We start from the raw sequence: 16,408 nt of genomic DNA, 5'->3' as shown, positions 1-16,408 counted from the left end.
AAACGGGGCAGTATGGCGTTGGAGACGAATCCCACACCCGGGACACTTGGCTCCGAAATGTCAGTCGTCCCCACAATCTGAGGAATGCCTGTGGCTACGGAACGCAAGCGCCCGGTGATCAGTGACGGCCTGCCGAGCCAGCTTCCGGACATCGACCCCGAGGAAACCGCCGAGTGGGTCGAGTCTCTCGACGGAGTCATCGACGCGGCCGGCGCCAAGCGCGCCCGGTACGTGATGTTGCGGTTGCTGGAGCGCGCTCGTGAGCGCAACGTCGGCGTCCCGCCGCTGACCACCACCGACTACATCAACACGATTCCGCCGGAGCGAGAGCCCTGGTTCCCGGGTGACGAGTTCGTCGAGCGCCGGATCCGTGCCTACATCCGCTGGAACGCCGCGATGCTCGTGCACCGCGCCCAGCGTCCGGAGATCGGCGTCGGCGGTCACATCTCGACCTACGCCAGCGCCGCGGCGCTCTACGAGGTGGGCTTCAACCACTTCTTCCGGGGCAAGAGCCACCCGGGTGGCGGCGACCACATCTTCTACCAGGGCCACGCCTCCCCCGGCATGTACGCGCGCGCGTACATGGAGGGCCGGCTGTCCGAGGAGCGCCTCGACGGCTTCCGCCAGGAGCTCTCGCACGCCGGGCTGGGCGGCGGCCTGCCGTCGTACCCGCACCCGCGCCTCATGCCCGACTTCTGGGAGTTCCCGACCGTCTCCATGGGCCTCGGCGGGATGAACGCGATCTACCAGGCGCGGTTCAACCGCTACCTGCACAACCGCGGCATCAAGGACACGTCCGACCAGCACGTGTGGGCGTTCCTGGGTGACGGCGAGATGGACGAGCCCGAGTCGCTCGGCGCGATCGGCGTCGCGGCCCGCGAGGAGCTCGACAACCTGACCTTCGTGATCAACTGCAACCTGCAGCGGCTCGACGGCCCGGTCCGCGGCAACGGCAAGGTCATGCAGGAGCTCGAGGCGTTCTTCCGGGGTGCCGGCTGGAACGTCATCAAGGTCGTCTGGGGCCGCGAGTGGGACCCGCTGCTCGCCGCCGACTCCGACGGCGCGCTGGTCAACCTCATGAACACCACGCCAGACGGCGACTACCAGACCTACAAGGCGGAGTCCGGCGCGTACGTCCGCGAGCACTTCTTCGGCCGCGACCCCCGTACGCGCAAGATGGTCGAAGGCATGACCGACGACGAGATCTGGAACCTCAAGCGCGGCGGTCACGACTACCGCAAGATCTACGCGGCGTACAAGGCGGCGACCGAGCACACCGGTCAGCCGACGGTCATCCTGGCCAAGACGATCAAGGGCTGGACGCTCGGCTCCTCGTTCGAGGGCCGCAACGCGACCCACCAGATGAAGAAGCTGACGCTCGACGACCTCAAGTCGTTCCGCGACCGGCTCTACCTCGACATCCCCGACAAGGCGCTCGAGGAGAACCCGTACCTGCCGCCGTACATCCGTCCGGAGGACAAGTCGGACGAGATGGAGTACCTGCACGAGCGCCGGCGTGCGCTCGGCGGCTACCTGCCGTCGCGCAACACCAAGGTGATCCCGCTGCAGATCCCTGGCAGCGAGCGGTTCGGCGACGTCAAGCGCGGGTCGGGCAAGCAGAAGGTCGCCACCACCATGGCCTTCGTACGCCTGCTCAAGGACATCATGAAGGACCGCGAGTTCGGCAAGCGCTGGGTGCCGATCATCCCGGACGAGGCCCGTACCTTCGGCATGGACTCGCTCTTCCCGACGGCCAAGATCTACTCGCCGCACGGGCAGAACTACACGCCGGTCGACCGGGAGCTGTTCCTGTCCTACAAGGAAGCGCTCGGCGGCCAGATCCTCCACGAGGGCATCAACGAGGCGGGCTCCGTGGCCTCGTTCACGGCGGCGGGCACCTCGTACGCCACGCACGGCGAGCCGATGATCCCGCTGTACATCTTCTACTCGATGTTCGGCTTCCAGCGCACCGGCGACAGCTTCTGGGCCGCCGCCGACCAGATGGCCCGCGGCTTCGTCCTCGGCGCCACCGCCGGCCGGACCACGCTCAACGGTGAAGGCCTCCAGCACGAGGACGGCCACTCCCACCTGATCGCGGCGACCAACCCGGCCGTCGTGGCGTGGGACCCGGCGTTCGCGTTCGAGATGGCGCACATCGTCGAGCGCGGCCTGCACCGGATGTACGGCGAGGAGGCGGAGAACGTCTTCTACTACATGACCGTCTACAACGAGCCGATCCTGCAGCCGGTCGAGCCGGTCGACCTCGACGTCGAGGGTCTGCTCCGCGGCATCTACCGCTACTCGCCCGCTCCGGCGGTCGAGGGCGGCGGGCTCAAGGCCAACATCCTGGCCTCGGGTACGGGCATGCAGTGGGCGCTCAAGGCCCAGCAGCTGCTCGCGCAGGACTGGGGCGTGGCCGCCGACGTGTGGTCGGTGACGTCCTGGACCGAGCTCCGCCGCGACGCGGTGCAGGCCGAGGAATACAACCTGCTGCACCCGGGCAGCGAGCCGCGGGTCCCGTACATCCGTCGCAAGCTGGCGGGTGCCGACGGCCCGGTCGTCGCGGTCAGCGACTGGATGCGCGCCGTGCCGGACCTGATCTCGCGCTGGATCCCGGGCGACTACACGTCGCTGGGCACCGACGGTTTCGGCCTGTCCGACACCCGGCACGCCCTGCGCCGCCACTTCAACGTGGACGCCGAGTCGGTGGCGGTGGCGACGCTGCGCCAGCTCGCGGTCCGCGGCGAGATCGCCCCGTCGATCCCGGTCGAGGCGGCCCGCAAGTACGCGATCGACGACGTCAACGCGGCGCCCGTCGGCGAGACCGGCGGCGACTCGTAGGCTTCGGTTCTTCAAGGGCGCCCCGCTTTTCGCGGGGCGCCCTTTTTCTTCGCTCAACCTTTCTCGCGCGCGGGTGGATGACGAGGAACGGTTCCGGCAGTTCGTCCGGGACCAGTGGGGGCTGCTGCTGCGGACGGCGTACCTGCTGACCGGCGACGTCTTCAGCCTGCCGGCCTAGTCGCTGCCGCCGCCCGATCCGCCGCCGGAGTCCCCGAAACCAGCGCCGCCGCTGTCGTCGCCGTGGTGCTCGTCGCCGTACTTGCCGAGCTTCGTGCGCCAGAAGTGCTCTCCGTCGCCGCGCCCGCGGCTACCGCGCAGGAGGCGACTCTCACGGCGCATCTCCCGCGTCGCGCGGCGCGCCTGCTCCATGGTCGACATCCGAGCCTGGCCGCGCCGCCGAACCGAACGGAAACCGACGACGAGCAACAGCCCGACCGTCGTCACGACGGTCACCATCCAGGTTCCCCTCATGTCGACGAGGGTAGATGCGCCGCGCGAACCGGGTAGCCGCCGTTCAGGACGGCGCCGGGTCCGCGTACGGATCCGCCTGCTCGTCCCACTTCCGCCTGTCGAGATCGACGACCCGCACGTCGGCCGGAAGCGGCTCGGCGTTGAAGATCTCCAGCAGGCCGTCGTGCTGCGCGAACGCGTCGCACAGCCGGTCCAGGTACGGGCGCCAGATGACCGCTGACCGGCGACCGATCCCCCGGTTCGCGGCGCGCGAACAGCACCTGACCGTCGATCCGGTCGAACGTCCCGGGTCGGTAGTAGGCCAAGTAGCTCATGCTCCGTGCTTCGAGATCACCAGCTGCCGTGGGATCTTGTACCAACGCACGGCGATCACCATCTGCGCGCCGTTGTCGACGAGCCCACGCGTCTCCACGTCGAGTTCCGAGACTCGAATGAGGCTCATGGTGGCTCTCCACCGGAACGGCCTGACCGTGAAGATCCGCACCAGCACGATGCCGAGCACGAGGGCCGGCATGATCACGCTGAGGATCGCGCAGCAGAACGCGATGACCGCGTGGCTGGAGTTGCCCTGCTCGGCCGGGAAGTCCAGCACACCCATGATCGCCGCGGCAACGTCGAAGAAGAGCCCACCAGGTGGCACCCCACCCATAGGCGGCCGCCGAGCTCGTCAACATCAGCGCCGCCGTGGCGACGGCGGACGACGCGACGACTACCCCGAGCAACGCACACACCGCGACCCACGCCGGAGCGCCGGCGATCAGCCACCGCAGTGAGTTCTGGTGGGCCGGATGCCCTGCCGGCGATCTCAGCAGTTGTAATGCCATCCGCAAGTATCGCCGGTGATGAATGCCGCGATACATCGTCCGGGCGGGCGATGAGCGCCAACGAGGGCTTCGCCGACGCTTTATCGGCTGTAACCTGTTTAAGTGGTTACCAAACTGAGCTGGGACCAGGTCCTGCGTTGGCGGATGCGCCGGCACCACCTCGCCGACGACAAGGCGGCCGATCCGGTCGCCGTGGCGCGTCGGGTGGTCGGAGTGCACGCCCAGGTCGCCGCTTCGGCGGTCACCGCGACCAACCTCCGCACCCGCCGACCCGGCGCGCTCGACACGCTGCTCTGGGACGAGCGCACACTGGTCCGCACCTGGGCCGCCCGCGGCACCCTGCACCTGCTGCCCGCCGACGACTTCCCGCACTGGGTCGCGGCCATGTCGACGCGCACGCGGGACAGGACCAACTCGTGGCTCAGGTACAACGGCGTGACGGCCGCGCAGATGGTCGACATCCTGGCCGCCCTGCCTGACGTGTTGACCGATCAGCCCCTCACCCGTGAAGAGCTAGCCGACGCGATCATCAGGGCCACCGGCCACCAGGAGCTGCGAGACAGGCTGACCCAGGGCTTCGGCACGATCCTCAAGCCGGCCGCCTTTCGCGGGCTGCTCTGTTCCGGGCCGCCGCGCGGCCGCAACGTCACGTTCGTCGCACCTCGCCGGTGGCTCGGGAGCTGGGAATCGGTCGGCACCGACGACGCGATCGACCGGCTGGCCACCGACTACCTCGGCGCGTACGGCCCGGCCACCCCCGACGAGTTCGCCCGCTGGTTCGACCTCACGCCGGCCCTGGCGAAGAAGTCGTTCCGGCGGCTCGAAGGGCTCGCGACGGTCGACGTCGACGGGACGGACATGCACCTGCCCGAAGAGCACCTCGAAAGCCTCACTTTGAAAGGCCCGCGAACGGCGGCCCTGCTTCCCGCCTTCGACCCGTACATCACCGGGAGCACCCGCCAGCTCGAGCAGATCGGCGCCGCGGGCCACAAGGCCGACGTGTCCCGGCCGCAGGGGTGGATCTCCCCCACCGTCGTCGTCGACGGGTGGGTGCGTGGTGTCTGGGAGCCCGACACAGGCGAGATCAGCTGGTTCGGGACGATCCCGGCGACGGTACGCCGCACGGTCCAAAGCTTGGTCGACGCGAACCTCTCGACTGGCGGGTGAGACGGGGGTTACAGTCCGAGCCAGTTTCGGCTTACTAGCCGGTAACGCTAGCTAGGAGGCGCGGAAGCTGATGCCGGAGCTGCCAGGCGGGTTCCTCTGGGGAGTGTCGACCTCGGCGCACCAGATCGAGGGCGCGACCACCGAAGACGGCCGCGGCGTGTCGATCTGGGACACCTTCAGCGCGACGCCCGGTCGTATCGTCGACGGGACCACCGGCGCGGTGGCGACCGACTCCTACCACCGCTTTCCCGAAGACATCGCGCTGATGCGGGAGCTCGGCGTCGGCGCGTACCGGTTCTCCGTCGCCTGGCCCCGGATCCAGCCCGACGGCACCGGGCCGGCCAACGCGGCGGGGCTCGACTACTACGAGCGCCTCGTCGACGGGCTGCTCGACGCGGGCATCGCGCCGGTCGCCACGCTCTTCCACTGGGACCTTCCGCAGAGCCTCCAGGATCGCGGCGGCTGGCTCGACCGTGAGACCGCCCACCGGTTCGGCGAGTACGCCGCGCTGGTCTCGCACCGGCTCGGCGACCGCGTCCGGATGTGGATCACCCTGAACGAGCCGTTCGTGCACATGTCGCTCGGCTATGCGCTGGGCACCCACGCGCCCGGCGAGCAGCTCCTGTTCGACGCGTTCCCGGTCGCGCACCACCAACTGCTGGGCCACGGCCTGGCGGTGGCGGCGCTGCGCGACCATTCCGGCAGCCCGGTGGCGATCGCCAACAACTACTCGCCCGCCCGGCCCGTGTCGGGCTCTGCCGCCGACCTGGCCGCCGCGACCGCGTACGACGCGTTGCACAACCGGGTGTTCACCGACCCGCTGTTCGGCCTCGGCTATCCCGAGGGCGCCGCCGACCTCTCGGTCGTCCGCGACGGTGATCTCGACGTGATCGCCGCGCCGATCGACGCGCTCGGGGTCAACTACTACAACCCGACCGGCGTACGCGGCCCGGAGGACGGCAGTCCGCTGCCTTTCGAGATGGTGCCGCTGGACGACTACCCGACCACGGCGTTCGGCTGGCCCGTGGCCCCCGACGGGCTGCGCGAGCTGCTGGTGACGCTGCACGGGCGCTACGGACGACAGTTCCCGCCGATCTACATCACCGAGAGCGGCTGCGCGTACGACGACGTGGTGTCTTCGGACGGCCGTTGTGACGACCCGGAGCGGATCGCCTACCTCGACGGACATCTGGCCGCCCTCGGCGACGCCCAGGCTGACGGCGTCGACGTGCGCGGCTACTTCGTCTGGTCGCTGCTCGACAACTGGGAGTGGGCCGAGGGGTTCACCAAACGCTTCGGGCTGGTGCACGTCGATTTCGAGACGCAGACGCGTACGCCGAAGAGCTCCTTCGAATGGCTGCGGGAGCGCATCCGTGACCACCGTTGACCCGGAGGCGTCCGCCCTTCCGGCGGCGCTGGCCGAGCCGACGGTACGGGTCCGCCGGGGCTGGATCGCGCTGCTCTTCTCGGCGAACCTCGGCGTCTGGATGGCCTTCTTCACGCCGATCCAGATCCTGCTGCCCAACCAGGTCGCCGACATCGCGCCGGGCCACAAGGAGACGGCGCTGGCCTGGGCGATGGGCTTCGGGGCGCTGGCCGCGATCGTCGCCAACCCGGTCGCCGGGGCATTCTCCGACCGCACCACGCTGACCATCGGCGGCCGCCGCTTCGGTCGCCGGCACGTCTGGACCTTCGGCGGTGCGGTGCTCGGCGCGCTGTCACTGCTCGCACTGGCCCAGCAGCAGACGATCCTCGGCGTCACGCTCGCCTGGGTCGCCGCGCAGGCCTGCTTCAACGCGATGCTCGCGGCGTTGACCGCCGCGCTCCCCGACCGGGTGCCCGTCGACCAGCGCGGCGGGGTGTCCGGCTGGGCCGGCATCCCGCAGGCGCTCGGCCTGGTGATCGGGGCGGTGCTGGTCACCACGGTGTTCACCGGCACCCTGTCGGGCTACGTCGCGGTGGCGGTGGCCGTACTCCTGCTGGGTCTGCCCTTCGTCTTTCTCACCGGGGACGACCCGCTGCCGCGCGAGCACCGGCCGCCGTTCTCGTGGAGCGGCCTCGTCCGGGGCATGTGGATCAGCCCGCGCCGCCACCCGGACTTCGCCTGGGCCTGGGGCACCCGCTTCCTGGTGCAGGTCGGCAACGCTCTGGGCACGCTCTACCTGCTCTATTTCCTCGAGGACGGGGTGCACTACGCCGATCCCGAGGGCGGGCTGCTGATCCTGATCCTGCTCTACACGGCCGGGATGATGGCGACGGCCGTGTACGCGGGGCGCCTGTCCGACCGCTCCGGCCGGCGCAAGGTCTTCGTGATCTGGTCCGGCGTGATCATGGCCGTGGCCGCGCTGATCCTGGCGGTCTGGCCGGTCTGGACGGCGGCGGTGGTCGCGGCGGTGCTGCTCGGTGCCGGCTACGGCGCCTACCTGGCGGTCGACGCGGCGCTGATCACCCAGGTGCTGCCGGCGGCGACGAGCCGCGGCCAGGACCTCGGCGTGATCAACATCGCCAACTCGGCGCCGCAGGCGCTGGGGCCGTTCGCCGCCGCGTGGATCGTGGTCTACCTGGGCGGATACCCGACGTTGTACGCCGCGACGGCAGTGGTGACGCTGCTCGGCAGTGTGCTGGTGCGCAAGATCCGCTCTGTTCCGTAGTTCTACCCCTCCCTTCCGGCCGAGGTCGAACCGGACATCTCTGGCGGCTTTGCTCTGCACCCAAATACGCACCACCTCGCCGCCGGGGGTGGTGCGTATGTGGGTGCAGAGCAAAGCCTGAAACCTGGTGGCGGACCGCCCCCGGGGCGCCCGTAGGCTTGGCGCGTGACGGTACGCGTGCGGTTCGCCCCATCCCCGACGGGAATGTTCCATGTCGGCGGCGCCCGGTCGGCGCTGCAGAACTGGATCTACGCCAAGCAGCACGGCGGCGTGTTCGTGCTGCGCGTCGAAGACACCGACGCCGCGCGCAACCGCCCCGAGTGGACCGAGGGCATCCTCTCCGCGCTCGACTGGATCGGGATCGAGCGGGGCAGCTACGAGGGTCCGTACTTCCAGTCGGCCAACGCCGACGAGCAGCGCGCCGCGGCCGGCCGCCTCTACAGCGCGGGCCGCGCGTACTACTGCGACTGCACGCGCGAGATGGTGCAGGCCCGCACCGGCAACTCGTACGCCGGATATGACGGTTTCTGCCGTGACCGCAACCTCGGTCCGGGCGAGGGCCGTGCGCTGCGGTTCCGCACGCCGGACGAGGGCGAGACGAAGGTCGTCGACCTGATCCGCGGCGAGCCGACCTTCGAGAACGCGAAGATCGAAGACTTCGTGATCGCCCGGGCCGACGGCTCGCCGGTGTTCCTGCTGGCCAACGTCGTCGACGACATGACCCAGGGCATCACCCACGTGATCCGCGCCGAGGAGCACCTGCCCAACACCCCCAAGCAGCAGCTGCTCTGGGAGGCGCTCGGCGTCAAGCCGCCGATCTGGGCGCACGTGCCGGTGGTGGTCAACGAGAAGCGGCAGAAGCTGTCGAAGCGCCGCGACAAGGTCGCCCTGGAGGCGTACCGCGACGAGGGCTACCTCGCCGACGCCATGCGCAACTACCTGATGCTGCTGGGCTGGGCGCCGAGCAACGACCGGGAGATCGTGCCGTGGTCGGTGATCGAGGACGAGTTCCGGCTCGAGGACGTCAACCCCTCCCCCGCGTTCTTCGACGAGAAGAAGCTGCGCGCGTTCAACGGTGAATACATCCGGGCGCTGTCGGTCGACGAGTTCATTCTCGCGTGCCAGCCCTGGCTGACCGGCACGGCGACGATCCCGGCGCCGCCGTGGGAGCCCGCCTCGTTCGACCCCGCTGCCTTCGCGGCGGTGGCGCCGTTGGCGCAGACCCGGGTGGCGGTGCTCAGCGAGATCGTGCCCAACGTCGACTTCCTGTTCCTGGCGTCGCCGGCCGTCGACGAAGCGGCATGGGCGAAGGCCATGAAGGACGGTGCGGCCGACCTGCTCGACGGGGCCGACGCCGCGTTCTCGGCGCTGTCCTCCTGGGACGCGGAGACGTTGAAGAGCACGCTCGAAAAGGTCGGCGCGGCGCGCGGGCTCAAGCTCGGCAAGGCACAGGCACCCGTCCGGGTGGCGGTTACCGGCCGTTCGGTGGGGCTGCCGCTGTTCGAGTCCCTGGCGGTGCTGGGCCGGGAGCGCACGCTGGCCCGGATCCGCGCCGCCCGCGCCCGTCTCTGACGGGACCGGGTCCCCACCACGTTGTGCGGGCCGGTTACGATGCCGGCCTGCCGATGATCACGGCGACGTCCCCCGCGAGGGTCACCGAGATGGCAGAAGCTGCAAATAACCCGACGGTTGTGTGCAACCTGTGGGCCGTTCGCGGAGTCTATGCAGTAAGCACCAGCCAGCCATCGGAACGGGGCGAGGAGGACGGTGGTGGGGCGATCGGTTTTCAGACGGTTGTTATTGGTGGCCGCCGCGGGTTTCATGTTGGCCACCACCGGTGCGGCCTCGCCCGCGCTCGCGACCACAGTGGTCGGTCAGGCGCCCAAGGCTCCGAAGCCCACCGGGCTGACCCTCACGTCGGAGGGCATGGCCGACATCACCGTGACCGCGGCCGAGAAGCCGCAGCTCTTCGCCGACCTGCTCAAAGAGGTGAGCTTCCTCGGCGGCACGACGGGCCAGATCGCGGCGCCGAAGCCGGCCAACCTGGGCCGCAAGTTCACCGTCGTGGTGCGGTTCGACGACAAGCCGCGCTACACCTACGACCTGTACCCGCTGGCCAACGGCGGCCCGAAGGCCTTCCGCCCGGCCGCGCAGCCGGACAAGAAGAAGACCTCCGCCGCGTGGTTCCTGGGCCGCATGACCATGTCGGAAGCCCTCCGCATCGCCGGGGCCCCGGTCCCCCAGAAGCCCGACGTGATGAGCGGCGGCATCGGCGGCGGCGAGCGGGTCATCCCGGAAGACTCCCTGCCGACGGGCCGTGACCTCGACACGCTGCTGGCCGAGCTGCGGCGGTTGGTGCTGCTCAACGGTGGTGTGGTGCTGGTCCTCGCGTTCATGGTCGCCGGCGTCGCGCTGATCATCCGCCACCGCACGCGCTAGGCGGCGCCTGATCGGGCGATGATCTGCTCGATCAGCCGGATCTCGTCGTCGAGGTCGGCGGCAAACTCGCTGTCCCAGTCACCCTCGGGCGGCCGCGCCCCGAAACGGCCGTTGACCTCGGAGTTGGCGAAGCCGAGCAGCAGGGTGGAGAGCAGCCGCTCGAGCCGCGGCACCTCGGCGCTCGGGACGCCGGCCGCGAGCAGGATCTCCGAGATCAGGTCGTCGAGCCGCCTGGACTCCGCGGTGGCACCCGGCCGCGCGACGATCAGTGGGTACGCGCCGGGATGCCGGCGCGCGAGCTTCCGCACCGCGGTCGACACCGCCCGGAGCCGATCCTGCCAGCCACCGGTCGCGGGTGCGGTCGCCAGCAACTCGCCGAGCATGCGCTCGACCATGCCGTCGAGCAGCGCACCCTTGCTCCGCAGGTAGGGGTAGATCGCCATCGGACTAAGCCCGAGCCGCTGCCCCACGGCCCGCATGGACACAGCCTCGATCCCCTGCTCGTCGGCTATAGCGATCGCCTGGTCGATGATCTGCCGCTGCTTCTCGTCCATATCGGACAAAATCTACATTGCACCCGGCGCCGACACCCACCGCTCCACGCGCCATCACCCGGACACGCCACAGCGCACACCACCACGAGCCGAAGATCCAGCCTCCGGCGCGTACCGGCGCGTACCGGGCGCAGCCCGAGCCGGGCGGGCAAGGCCCGAGCCGGGCACCGCTCCATGCGGCCGTGTGGGAGACCACGAACCGCGCGAGCGCTCCACGACACGCGTCCGGGCGCGGCACGCGCCAGACAAGACCCGAGCCCGGCAAGGCCTGAGCCGGGCAGGGCCTGAGCGGCGCAAGCCGCGAGCCGGCCATCGCTCCACGAGGCCGTCACCGCAACATGCCGCAGTGCGCACAAACGTAAGCCGCGCGAGCGGCGCACGACCTGCGTGCGTCACCGCAACCCGGAGCCGCGCGAAGCGCCCAGCGCCGCCGACACCCGCATGCGTCCGCTGCTTCGCGCGAATCAACCAGACACTTCGCTTGTGCGGACGCGGCCGGCGGACCGACCGCCGGCAGGTGTTGCGAAGGCGGGGAACCGCGCGGAGGCGGCACACGCGAGACGCCTGCCGCGGTGTCAGCCGGACGGAACCGCTTCGGTCCGCAGCAGGCTCGGCGCTGGAACGAGTTGGCGAGGGGTCAGCACCAGCGGTCTGGTGGGCGTTCCCGGCGCGAGGCTCGTCGGCGCGGGCGGACCGCTCCGTGGCGGTGAGCTCCTGCCCAGCCTGGGCGGTCACTGCGGCACGCTGGTGCGCGGCCGAAGAGGATCGGGCCCTGGTCCATTGGGGGGTCGTCCGTGGGGTCGGTTTCCGGACGTTCTTTGCGAGCGCGTTCCGCCGTCGGTTCCGCACAGGTCCGCCGGATTTGTCTGCCCGGCGGCGTGCGCCGGGAGTCGTCCGGTATGTGCGGTTGGCTGTCCGCGTCGGCGCAGCCGGGATCGGCCTCCCCGTGCGCCATCACGGCCTCCTGTTCTCCGCCGTCTCGCCACCCGGCCGCCACCGGGTGAGCCACTAGGCCTCCACACCCTAATGGGCTGAGCAGCGGAAATCCCGCCCGCGGGGCCAGGGTGACTGGCTGCATACTACAGCGATCCGCTGCGTCAACGGAACGCGTCCTCTTTGGCCCGACCCGGGAAGAGTGTCGCCCATGCGGGGCCGACGACGAACCAGATCGCGGCTACCCAACCCATCCGGGTCAGCCAGCCGAGCAACGCAGCGGAACGCGACGCGTCGCCGACGAGAAGGATGCCGGCGCCGAGCAGCGCGGCCGAGATCGTGCATGCGGCGACCGCCTTGCCCCATTCGCGCCACTCGTGCCGCGCTCGCGCCCACCCGCCCTTCGGCGGCTTCCACGGCGGCGGACCGCCGGCGAAGCGGTGCGCGAACCGCTGGTCCGCCCACCGGATCATGGCGTGCCCGAACACGACCGAGAAGCCGAGGTAGACCGCGGCCAGGCCATGGAACGGACCAGCCGTCGCACCCCGGCGCAGGTCGACGACCGTCGCCACGAGCAGCACCAGGTCGAGCACCGGCGAGCCGACCAGGAGCACCACGCTGAGCCGGCGCAGCCGCAGCAGGTAGCGCGCGATCAAGCCCGCACCCAGCAGCACCCAGAACCCGATCTCGCTGGCCACGATCAACGCCACGATCATGTCGGTCTCCCCCCATGCACGGGACACGGCCGTGCGTATCCATGAGAAGGCCGAAGATCGACTACCGCGTCGCCGGCGCTGACGAACCCCGTCTCATCCCCCGGGCGGAGGCGCCTCCTCTCGCAGGCGGACGAGACGGCGGCGCGCGTGTGGTTGCATCGGTGGCGTGATGCGCCTCCCCCCGCGCGGGTCGATCAGCCGCGACCTCCTGCTGGCCGCCGTCGCGCTCGCGGGCGGGACGCTGATCATCGCGTCGGGGGCGTACAAGACGATCGGGCTCGGCGCCGCCGACGAGGCCAACTGGCTGCTCTATCCGCCGATGGTCGCGGCCAGCGGCGCCGTCGCGTTGCGGCGCCGGGCGCCGCTGCTCAGCCTCGCGATCGGCACCGTCGCGGTCACGGTCGACCTGGCCCTCGGCGGGTCGCTCGGCACGCTTCTGATCTACACCCAGGTGTTGTACGACGCCTGCGTCTTCGGACCCCAACGGCTCTGGCGGCGCGCGCTCGAAGTGTCGATCGCGTTGGTCGTCGCGACCTCGGTGATCGGTGTGGTGACGTCGGGCGAGCTCCGCGGGATCGTGCTCGGCATCCCGGCCGTGCTCGTGCTGGTCCTGCCGATCCTGACGGGGTTGAGCGTCCGCCAGTACCGCGACCAGGCCGCCCTCGAACGTTCCCGCGCCGAGCAGACCGCCCGGGTCGCCGAGCTCGACCGGCGCCAGGCCGTCGTCGCCGAGCGCACCCGGATGGCGCGCGAGCTGCACGACATGGTCGCCAACCACCTGAGCGTGGTGGCGATCCACGCGACCGCGGCGCTGAGCGTGAAGAACCTGTCGGCGGACCAGGTCCAGGAGTCGCTGCGGGTGATCCGCGAGAACAGCGTGCAGGGGCTCGGCGAGCTGCGACAGATGATCGACGTACTGCGCGGTCCGGAAGCGGAGCCCGGCGACGACCCGGTCACGCCGGGGCTGAGCGAGGTGGAGCGGCTGGTCAGCGGCGCGCGGGCGGCCGGGCTCGCGGTGGAGCTGATCACGACCGGCGAGCCGCGGGCGTTGCCGGTGGGTGTGGACCTGGCCGGCTACCGGATCGTGCAGGAGTCGCTGACGAACGCTTTGAAACACGGCACGGGTACGGCCAGCGTGACGGTCGACTACGGAGCCGAAGAGGTACGGCTGACCGTGCACAACCCGGTCGCCGACCCCGGACCGCTGGACCACCTCGGCGCCGGCGCCGGGCTGATCGGCATGCGCGAGCGGGCCGCCCTCCTGCGCGGACGGCTGGACGCGGGGCCGGCCACCGGGGCGCGGTGGCGGGTGCACGCGGCCCTACCCGTCGACGCGGCCTAGACGAGTGAGTTCCAACGGCCCCGCGTCGCAGGCCTGCCGTGGGCCGTGGCCCGTAACGCCCCGTCAGTCGTGGCCTTGGCCCGTGGCCCTTAAGCGCTGGGCCGTGATCGGGAGTGAGCTATCTGGTAGATCCAGGGCCGAAACGTTGATCGTGTGCGCCAGACCTGGTCGACACGCCGTCCCAGGACCAGACCAGCCACACCCGATCAAGGCCCACACCCGTCCGAGACCAGACCAGCCACACCCGATCACGGCCCGCGCCACCAACAACCAGCCGCGTCCCGACACACCCCTAGACCGACGGACCACCCGCCACCGGCGCTCCGAGCCAGTCACCGACCTTCACGCACAACCAGGCCTGATCTCTGCCGTCACAAACCGGACCACCCACTCCCCTGGCAACACCCATCAGCGGTGGTTAGGACGTACTCGTCTAGGTCGGTCACCCGAGCGGCGACCGCGTCAGCCGGTGCGCGCACGCGGCCGAAGGCCCGCGAGCCGCAAAGATGGCGGCGAACACCGACTCTCACCCGTTGACGCGGCCAGCGGCCCGCGAGCCGCGAGTCCCGGCCGCTGCGGCGACCGAACGCCTCATCCCTCGACCCGGCCCAGGTTCGCGATCCGAGCGGCGATCGGCACCAGCGCCAGGGACAGCAGGAAGCCCCCGATCACGTCCGTCGGCCAGTGGGCCAGCAGCGCCACCCGGGTGAAGCCGATGAACACCGCGAACGCGATCACGGCCAAGGCGGTCGCGAGCCGGGTGGCGGCACCGGCCCGGGGCCAGACGAGCAGCACGACGGCCACCGCGAAGGCGGCGGCGTTGCTGGTGTGACCGCTCGGGAAGCCCGAACTGGAGACCACCACGAAGCCGTCGACCGGACGCGGGTTGTGCAGCGCCCAGTGCATGACCCCCCACGCGATCGGCACGGCCGCCGTGACAAGGGCGCAGAACAGCGCCGGCCAGCGCTCCCGGCGGACCGCGAACAGCAGCGTCGCGGCGGCCCCGACGGCGACGAACGGGATGGTGGCGGCGAACGAGGTCAGTGCCCGCAGCCAGTCGACCAGCACCGGCCGGGAGGTACCGAACGAACGCAGGGTCGCGCTGACGGAGTCGTCCCAGCGAACCAGCGGCGGCCAGTCGGCGGCCACGAGCCCGAGCAGCACCCCGAACGCGGCCAACGCGGCCAGGGGCAGGGCGGCCGGCGGGCGCGCGGGAGAGTGGTGCATCCCGACAAGCCTATGGTGTACGCGTGGACGACCAGACCGCTGACGGGCTCGCGGCGACCCTGCGCCGGATCGAGCGGTCGGCGGGCGCCCTCGCCACGGCCAGTGTCGCCCGGATGGATGAAAGCCTCGCCTGGTTCCGCGCCCTGCCTGCCGACCAGCGCGCCTGGGTGATGCTGGTCGCCCAGGCCGGCGTCCGCTCGCTGGTCGAGTTCATGCGCCAGGGTCCGCAGACCCGGCCCCGCGAGGTCTCCGACGAGGTGTTCGCGACCGCACCCCGCGCGCTGGCCCGCAGCATCAGCCTCCAGCAGACCGTCGCCCTGATCCAGGTCACCATCGACGTCGTCGAGGAGCACGCCGGCCAGTTGGCCGCGCCCGGCGAGGAGCGGGACCTGCGCGAGGAGGTGCTCCGCTTCTCGCGGGAGATCGCCTTCTCCGCGGCCCGGGTCTACGCGCGCGCCGCCGAGTCCCGCGGCTCGTGGGACGCCCGGCTCCAGGCCCTGCTCGTCGACGCGCTGCTGCGTGGCGACTCCACCGACACCCTGGCCAGCCGGGCCGCCGCGCTCGGTTGGGCGGACCCGCCGCCGGTGGCGGTGGCCGTCGGGCGCTCACCCGGCGGCGAGGTGGCCCCGGTGCTGCACACGGTCTACCGCGCCGCGCGCCGGATCGGCGTCGAGGTGATCAGCGGCGTGCACGGCGACCGCCTGGTCGTGGTGCTCGGTGGCGCGACCGACCCGCTCAACGCGACGGAGAAGCTGCTCGACGGCTTCGGCACCGGGCCGGTCGTGGTCGGGCCGGCGGTGGCCAGCCTCGACGAGGCGACCGAGTCGGCCCGGGCGGCGCTGGCCGGGTTCCGGGCCGCGCCCGCCTGGCCGGACGCACCCCGGCCGGTCGCCGCGGCGGCGCTGCTGCCGGAGCGGGCCCTCGCGGGTGACGCCGCGGCCCGCCGCGCTCTGCGAAGGGACGTCTACGGCGCCCTGGTGCGGGCCGGCGGCGAGCTGATCGAGACCCTGGACGCGTTCTTCGCGGCCGGCGGCGTGCTGGAGAGCGCGGCCCGGGCGCTGTTCGTGCATCCGAACACGGTGCGCTACCGGCTGCGGCGGATCGGCGACGTCACCGGCTTCTCGCCGCTGTCCCCGCGGGACCTGTTCGCGTTGCGGATCGCGCTGACGGTCGGCCGGCTGGATCCCCGTGGCTCCACGCCGCCGGGTGACGCCTGAACGCTCGTTTGGGAAAAATGGCTCCA

At 71.0% G+C, this 16,408-nt stretch carries 13 protein-coding genes; 8 read left to right on the top strand and 5 right to left on the bottom strand.

Annotated elements, in window-relative coordinates; genetic code table 11:
- Nucleotides 1-90: 90 nt before the first annotated feature.
- Entirely contained in the window at nt 91-2,841 is a 2,751-nt protein-coding gene (aceE, locus tag AB0J88_RS30690) for a pyruvate dehydrogenase (acetyl-transferring), homodimeric type (RefSeq protein ID WP_364349325.1), read from the top strand.
- Between the two features lie 174 nt (nt 2,842-3,015).
- Here aceE and AB0J88_RS30685 read toward each other — a convergent pair whose 3' ends face one another.
- The gene (locus AB0J88_RS30685) at nt 3,016-3,312 is read right to left on the bottom strand and encodes a hypothetical protein (RefSeq protein WP_364347886.1); all 297 of its coding nucleotides are present in this window, start codon (nt 3,310-3,312) and stop codon (nt 3,016-3,018) included.
- A 310-nt stretch (nt 3,313-3,622) separates the two neighbouring features.
- Nucleotides 3,623-3,952: a hypothetical protein gene (locus AB0J88_RS30680; RefSeq protein WP_364347883.1), complete on the bottom strand. Its 330-nt coding sequence runs from the start codon at nt 3,950-3,952 to the stop codon at nt 3,623-3,625.
- A 286-nt stretch (nt 3,953-4,238) separates the two neighbouring features.
- Here AB0J88_RS30680 and AB0J88_RS30675 point away from each other — a divergent pair, with 286 nt between their 5' ends.
- From AB0J88_RS30675 to AB0J88_RS30655, 5 genes are all read left to right on the top strand, one after another.
- Complete coding sequence (locus AB0J88_RS30675) at nt 4,239-5,303, top strand: winged helix DNA-binding domain-containing protein (protein ID WP_364347880.1); 1,065 nt, start codon at nt 4,239-4,241, stop codon at nt 5,301-5,303.
- Nucleotides 5,304-5,373: 70 nt separating this feature from the next.
- A complete protein-coding gene (locus AB0J88_RS30670) occupies nt 5,374-6,690 on the top strand; it encodes a GH1 family beta-glucosidase (protein WP_364347877.1) in 1,317 nt (438 codons plus the stop codon).
- The gene (locus tag AB0J88_RS30665) at nt 6,677-7,954 is read left to right on the top strand and encodes an MFS transporter (protein WP_364347874.1); all 1,278 of its coding nucleotides are present in this window, start codon (nt 6,677-6,679) and stop codon (nt 7,952-7,954) included. Before AB0J88_RS30670 ends, AB0J88_RS30665 begins: the two co-directional genes overlap by 14 nt.
- Nucleotides 7,955-8,119: 165 nt before the next feature.
- On the top strand, nt 8,120-9,526 hold the full coding sequence (gene gltX, locus AB0J88_RS30660) for a glutamate--tRNA ligase (RefSeq protein ID WP_364347872.1): 1,407 nt from the start codon (nt 8,120-8,122) through the stop codon (nt 9,524-9,526).
- A gap of 231 nt (nt 9,527-9,757) precedes the next feature.
- Nucleotides 9,758-10,393, top strand: a complete 636-nt coding sequence (locus tag AB0J88_RS30655) for a hypothetical protein (RefSeq protein ID WP_364347869.1) — start codon at nt 9,758-9,760, stop codon at nt 10,391-10,393.
- On the opposite strand, the gene AB0J88_RS30650 is transcribed toward AB0J88_RS30655, so the two are convergent.
- Complete coding sequence (locus AB0J88_RS30650) at nt 10,390-10,947, bottom strand: WHG domain-containing protein (RefSeq protein ID WP_364347866.1); 558 nt, start codon at nt 10,945-10,947, stop codon at nt 10,390-10,392. The genes AB0J88_RS30655 and AB0J88_RS30650 overlap by 4 nt on opposite strands.
- A gap of 1,097 nt (nt 10,948-12,044) precedes the next feature.
- On the bottom strand, nt 12,045-12,596 hold the full coding sequence (locus AB0J88_RS30645; protein ID WP_364347863.1) for a hypothetical protein: 552 nt from the start codon (nt 12,594-12,596) through the stop codon (nt 12,045-12,047).
- A 169-nt stretch (nt 12,597-12,765) separates the two neighbouring features.
- Between AB0J88_RS30645 and AB0J88_RS30640 the strand changes: the two genes are divergently transcribed.
- Nucleotides 12,766-13,938 carry a histidine kinase gene (locus AB0J88_RS30640; protein ID WP_364347860.1) on the top strand — a complete coding sequence of 391 codons (1,173 nt, stop codon included), beginning with the start codon at nt 12,766-12,768 and terminating at the stop codon, nt 13,936-13,938.
- A 591-nt stretch (nt 13,939-14,529) separates the two neighbouring features.
- Here the strand turns inward: AB0J88_RS30640 and AB0J88_RS30635 are convergent.
- Nucleotides 14,530-15,165 (bottom strand): phosphatase PAP2 family protein, encoded by a 636-nt coding sequence (locus AB0J88_RS30635; RefSeq protein WP_364347857.1) that lies wholly within the window; start codon nt 15,163-15,165, stop codon nt 14,530-14,532.
- Between the two features lie 23 nt (nt 15,166-15,188).
- On the opposite strand from AB0J88_RS30635, the gene AB0J88_RS30630 reads away from it, so the two are divergent.
- On the top strand, nt 15,189-16,382 hold the full coding sequence (locus AB0J88_RS30630) for a helix-turn-helix domain-containing protein (protein WP_364347854.1): 1,194 nt from the start codon (nt 15,189-15,191) through the stop codon (nt 16,380-16,382).
- The last annotated feature ends 26 nt before the right edge of the window (nt 16,383-16,408 follow it).

This window comes from Asanoa sp. NPDC049475 (genome assembly GCF_040676915.1).
In the GTDB taxonomy this organism is placed as follows: domain Bacteria; phylum Actinomycetota; class Actinomycetes; order Mycobacteriales; family Micromonosporaceae; genus Asanoa.
The sequence above is the reverse complement of the archived record's forward strand: the minus strand, read 5'-3'. Positions and strand labels throughout refer to the sequence as shown.

What these genes read in the sequence shown, in the direction of transcription:
- AB0J88_RS30685 (WP_364347886.1), bottom strand. Translation starts at nt 3,312, where the DNA reads ATGAGGGGAACCTGGATGGTGACCGTCGTGACGACGGTCGGGCTGTTG.
- AB0J88_RS30635 (WP_364347857.1), bottom strand. Translation starts at nt 15,165, where the DNA reads ATGCACCACTCTCCCGCGCGCCCGCCGGCCGCCCTGCCCCTGGCCGCG.
- AB0J88_RS30645 (WP_364347863.1), bottom strand. Translation starts at nt 12,596, where the DNA reads ATGATCGTGGCGTTGATCGTGGCCAGCGAGATCGGGTTCTGGGTGCTG.
- AB0J88_RS30640 (WP_364347860.1), top strand. Translation starts at nt 12,766, where the DNA reads ATGCGCCTCCCCCCGCGCGGGTCGATCAGCCGCGACCTCCTGCTGGCC.
- AB0J88_RS30670 (WP_364347877.1), top strand. Translation starts at nt 5,374, where the DNA reads ATGCCGGAGCTGCCAGGCGGGTTCCTCTGGGGAGTGTCGACCTCGGCG.
- AB0J88_RS30650 (WP_364347866.1), bottom strand. Translation starts at nt 10,947, where the DNA reads ATGGACGAGAAGCAGCGGCAGATCATCGACCAGGCGATCGCTATAGCC.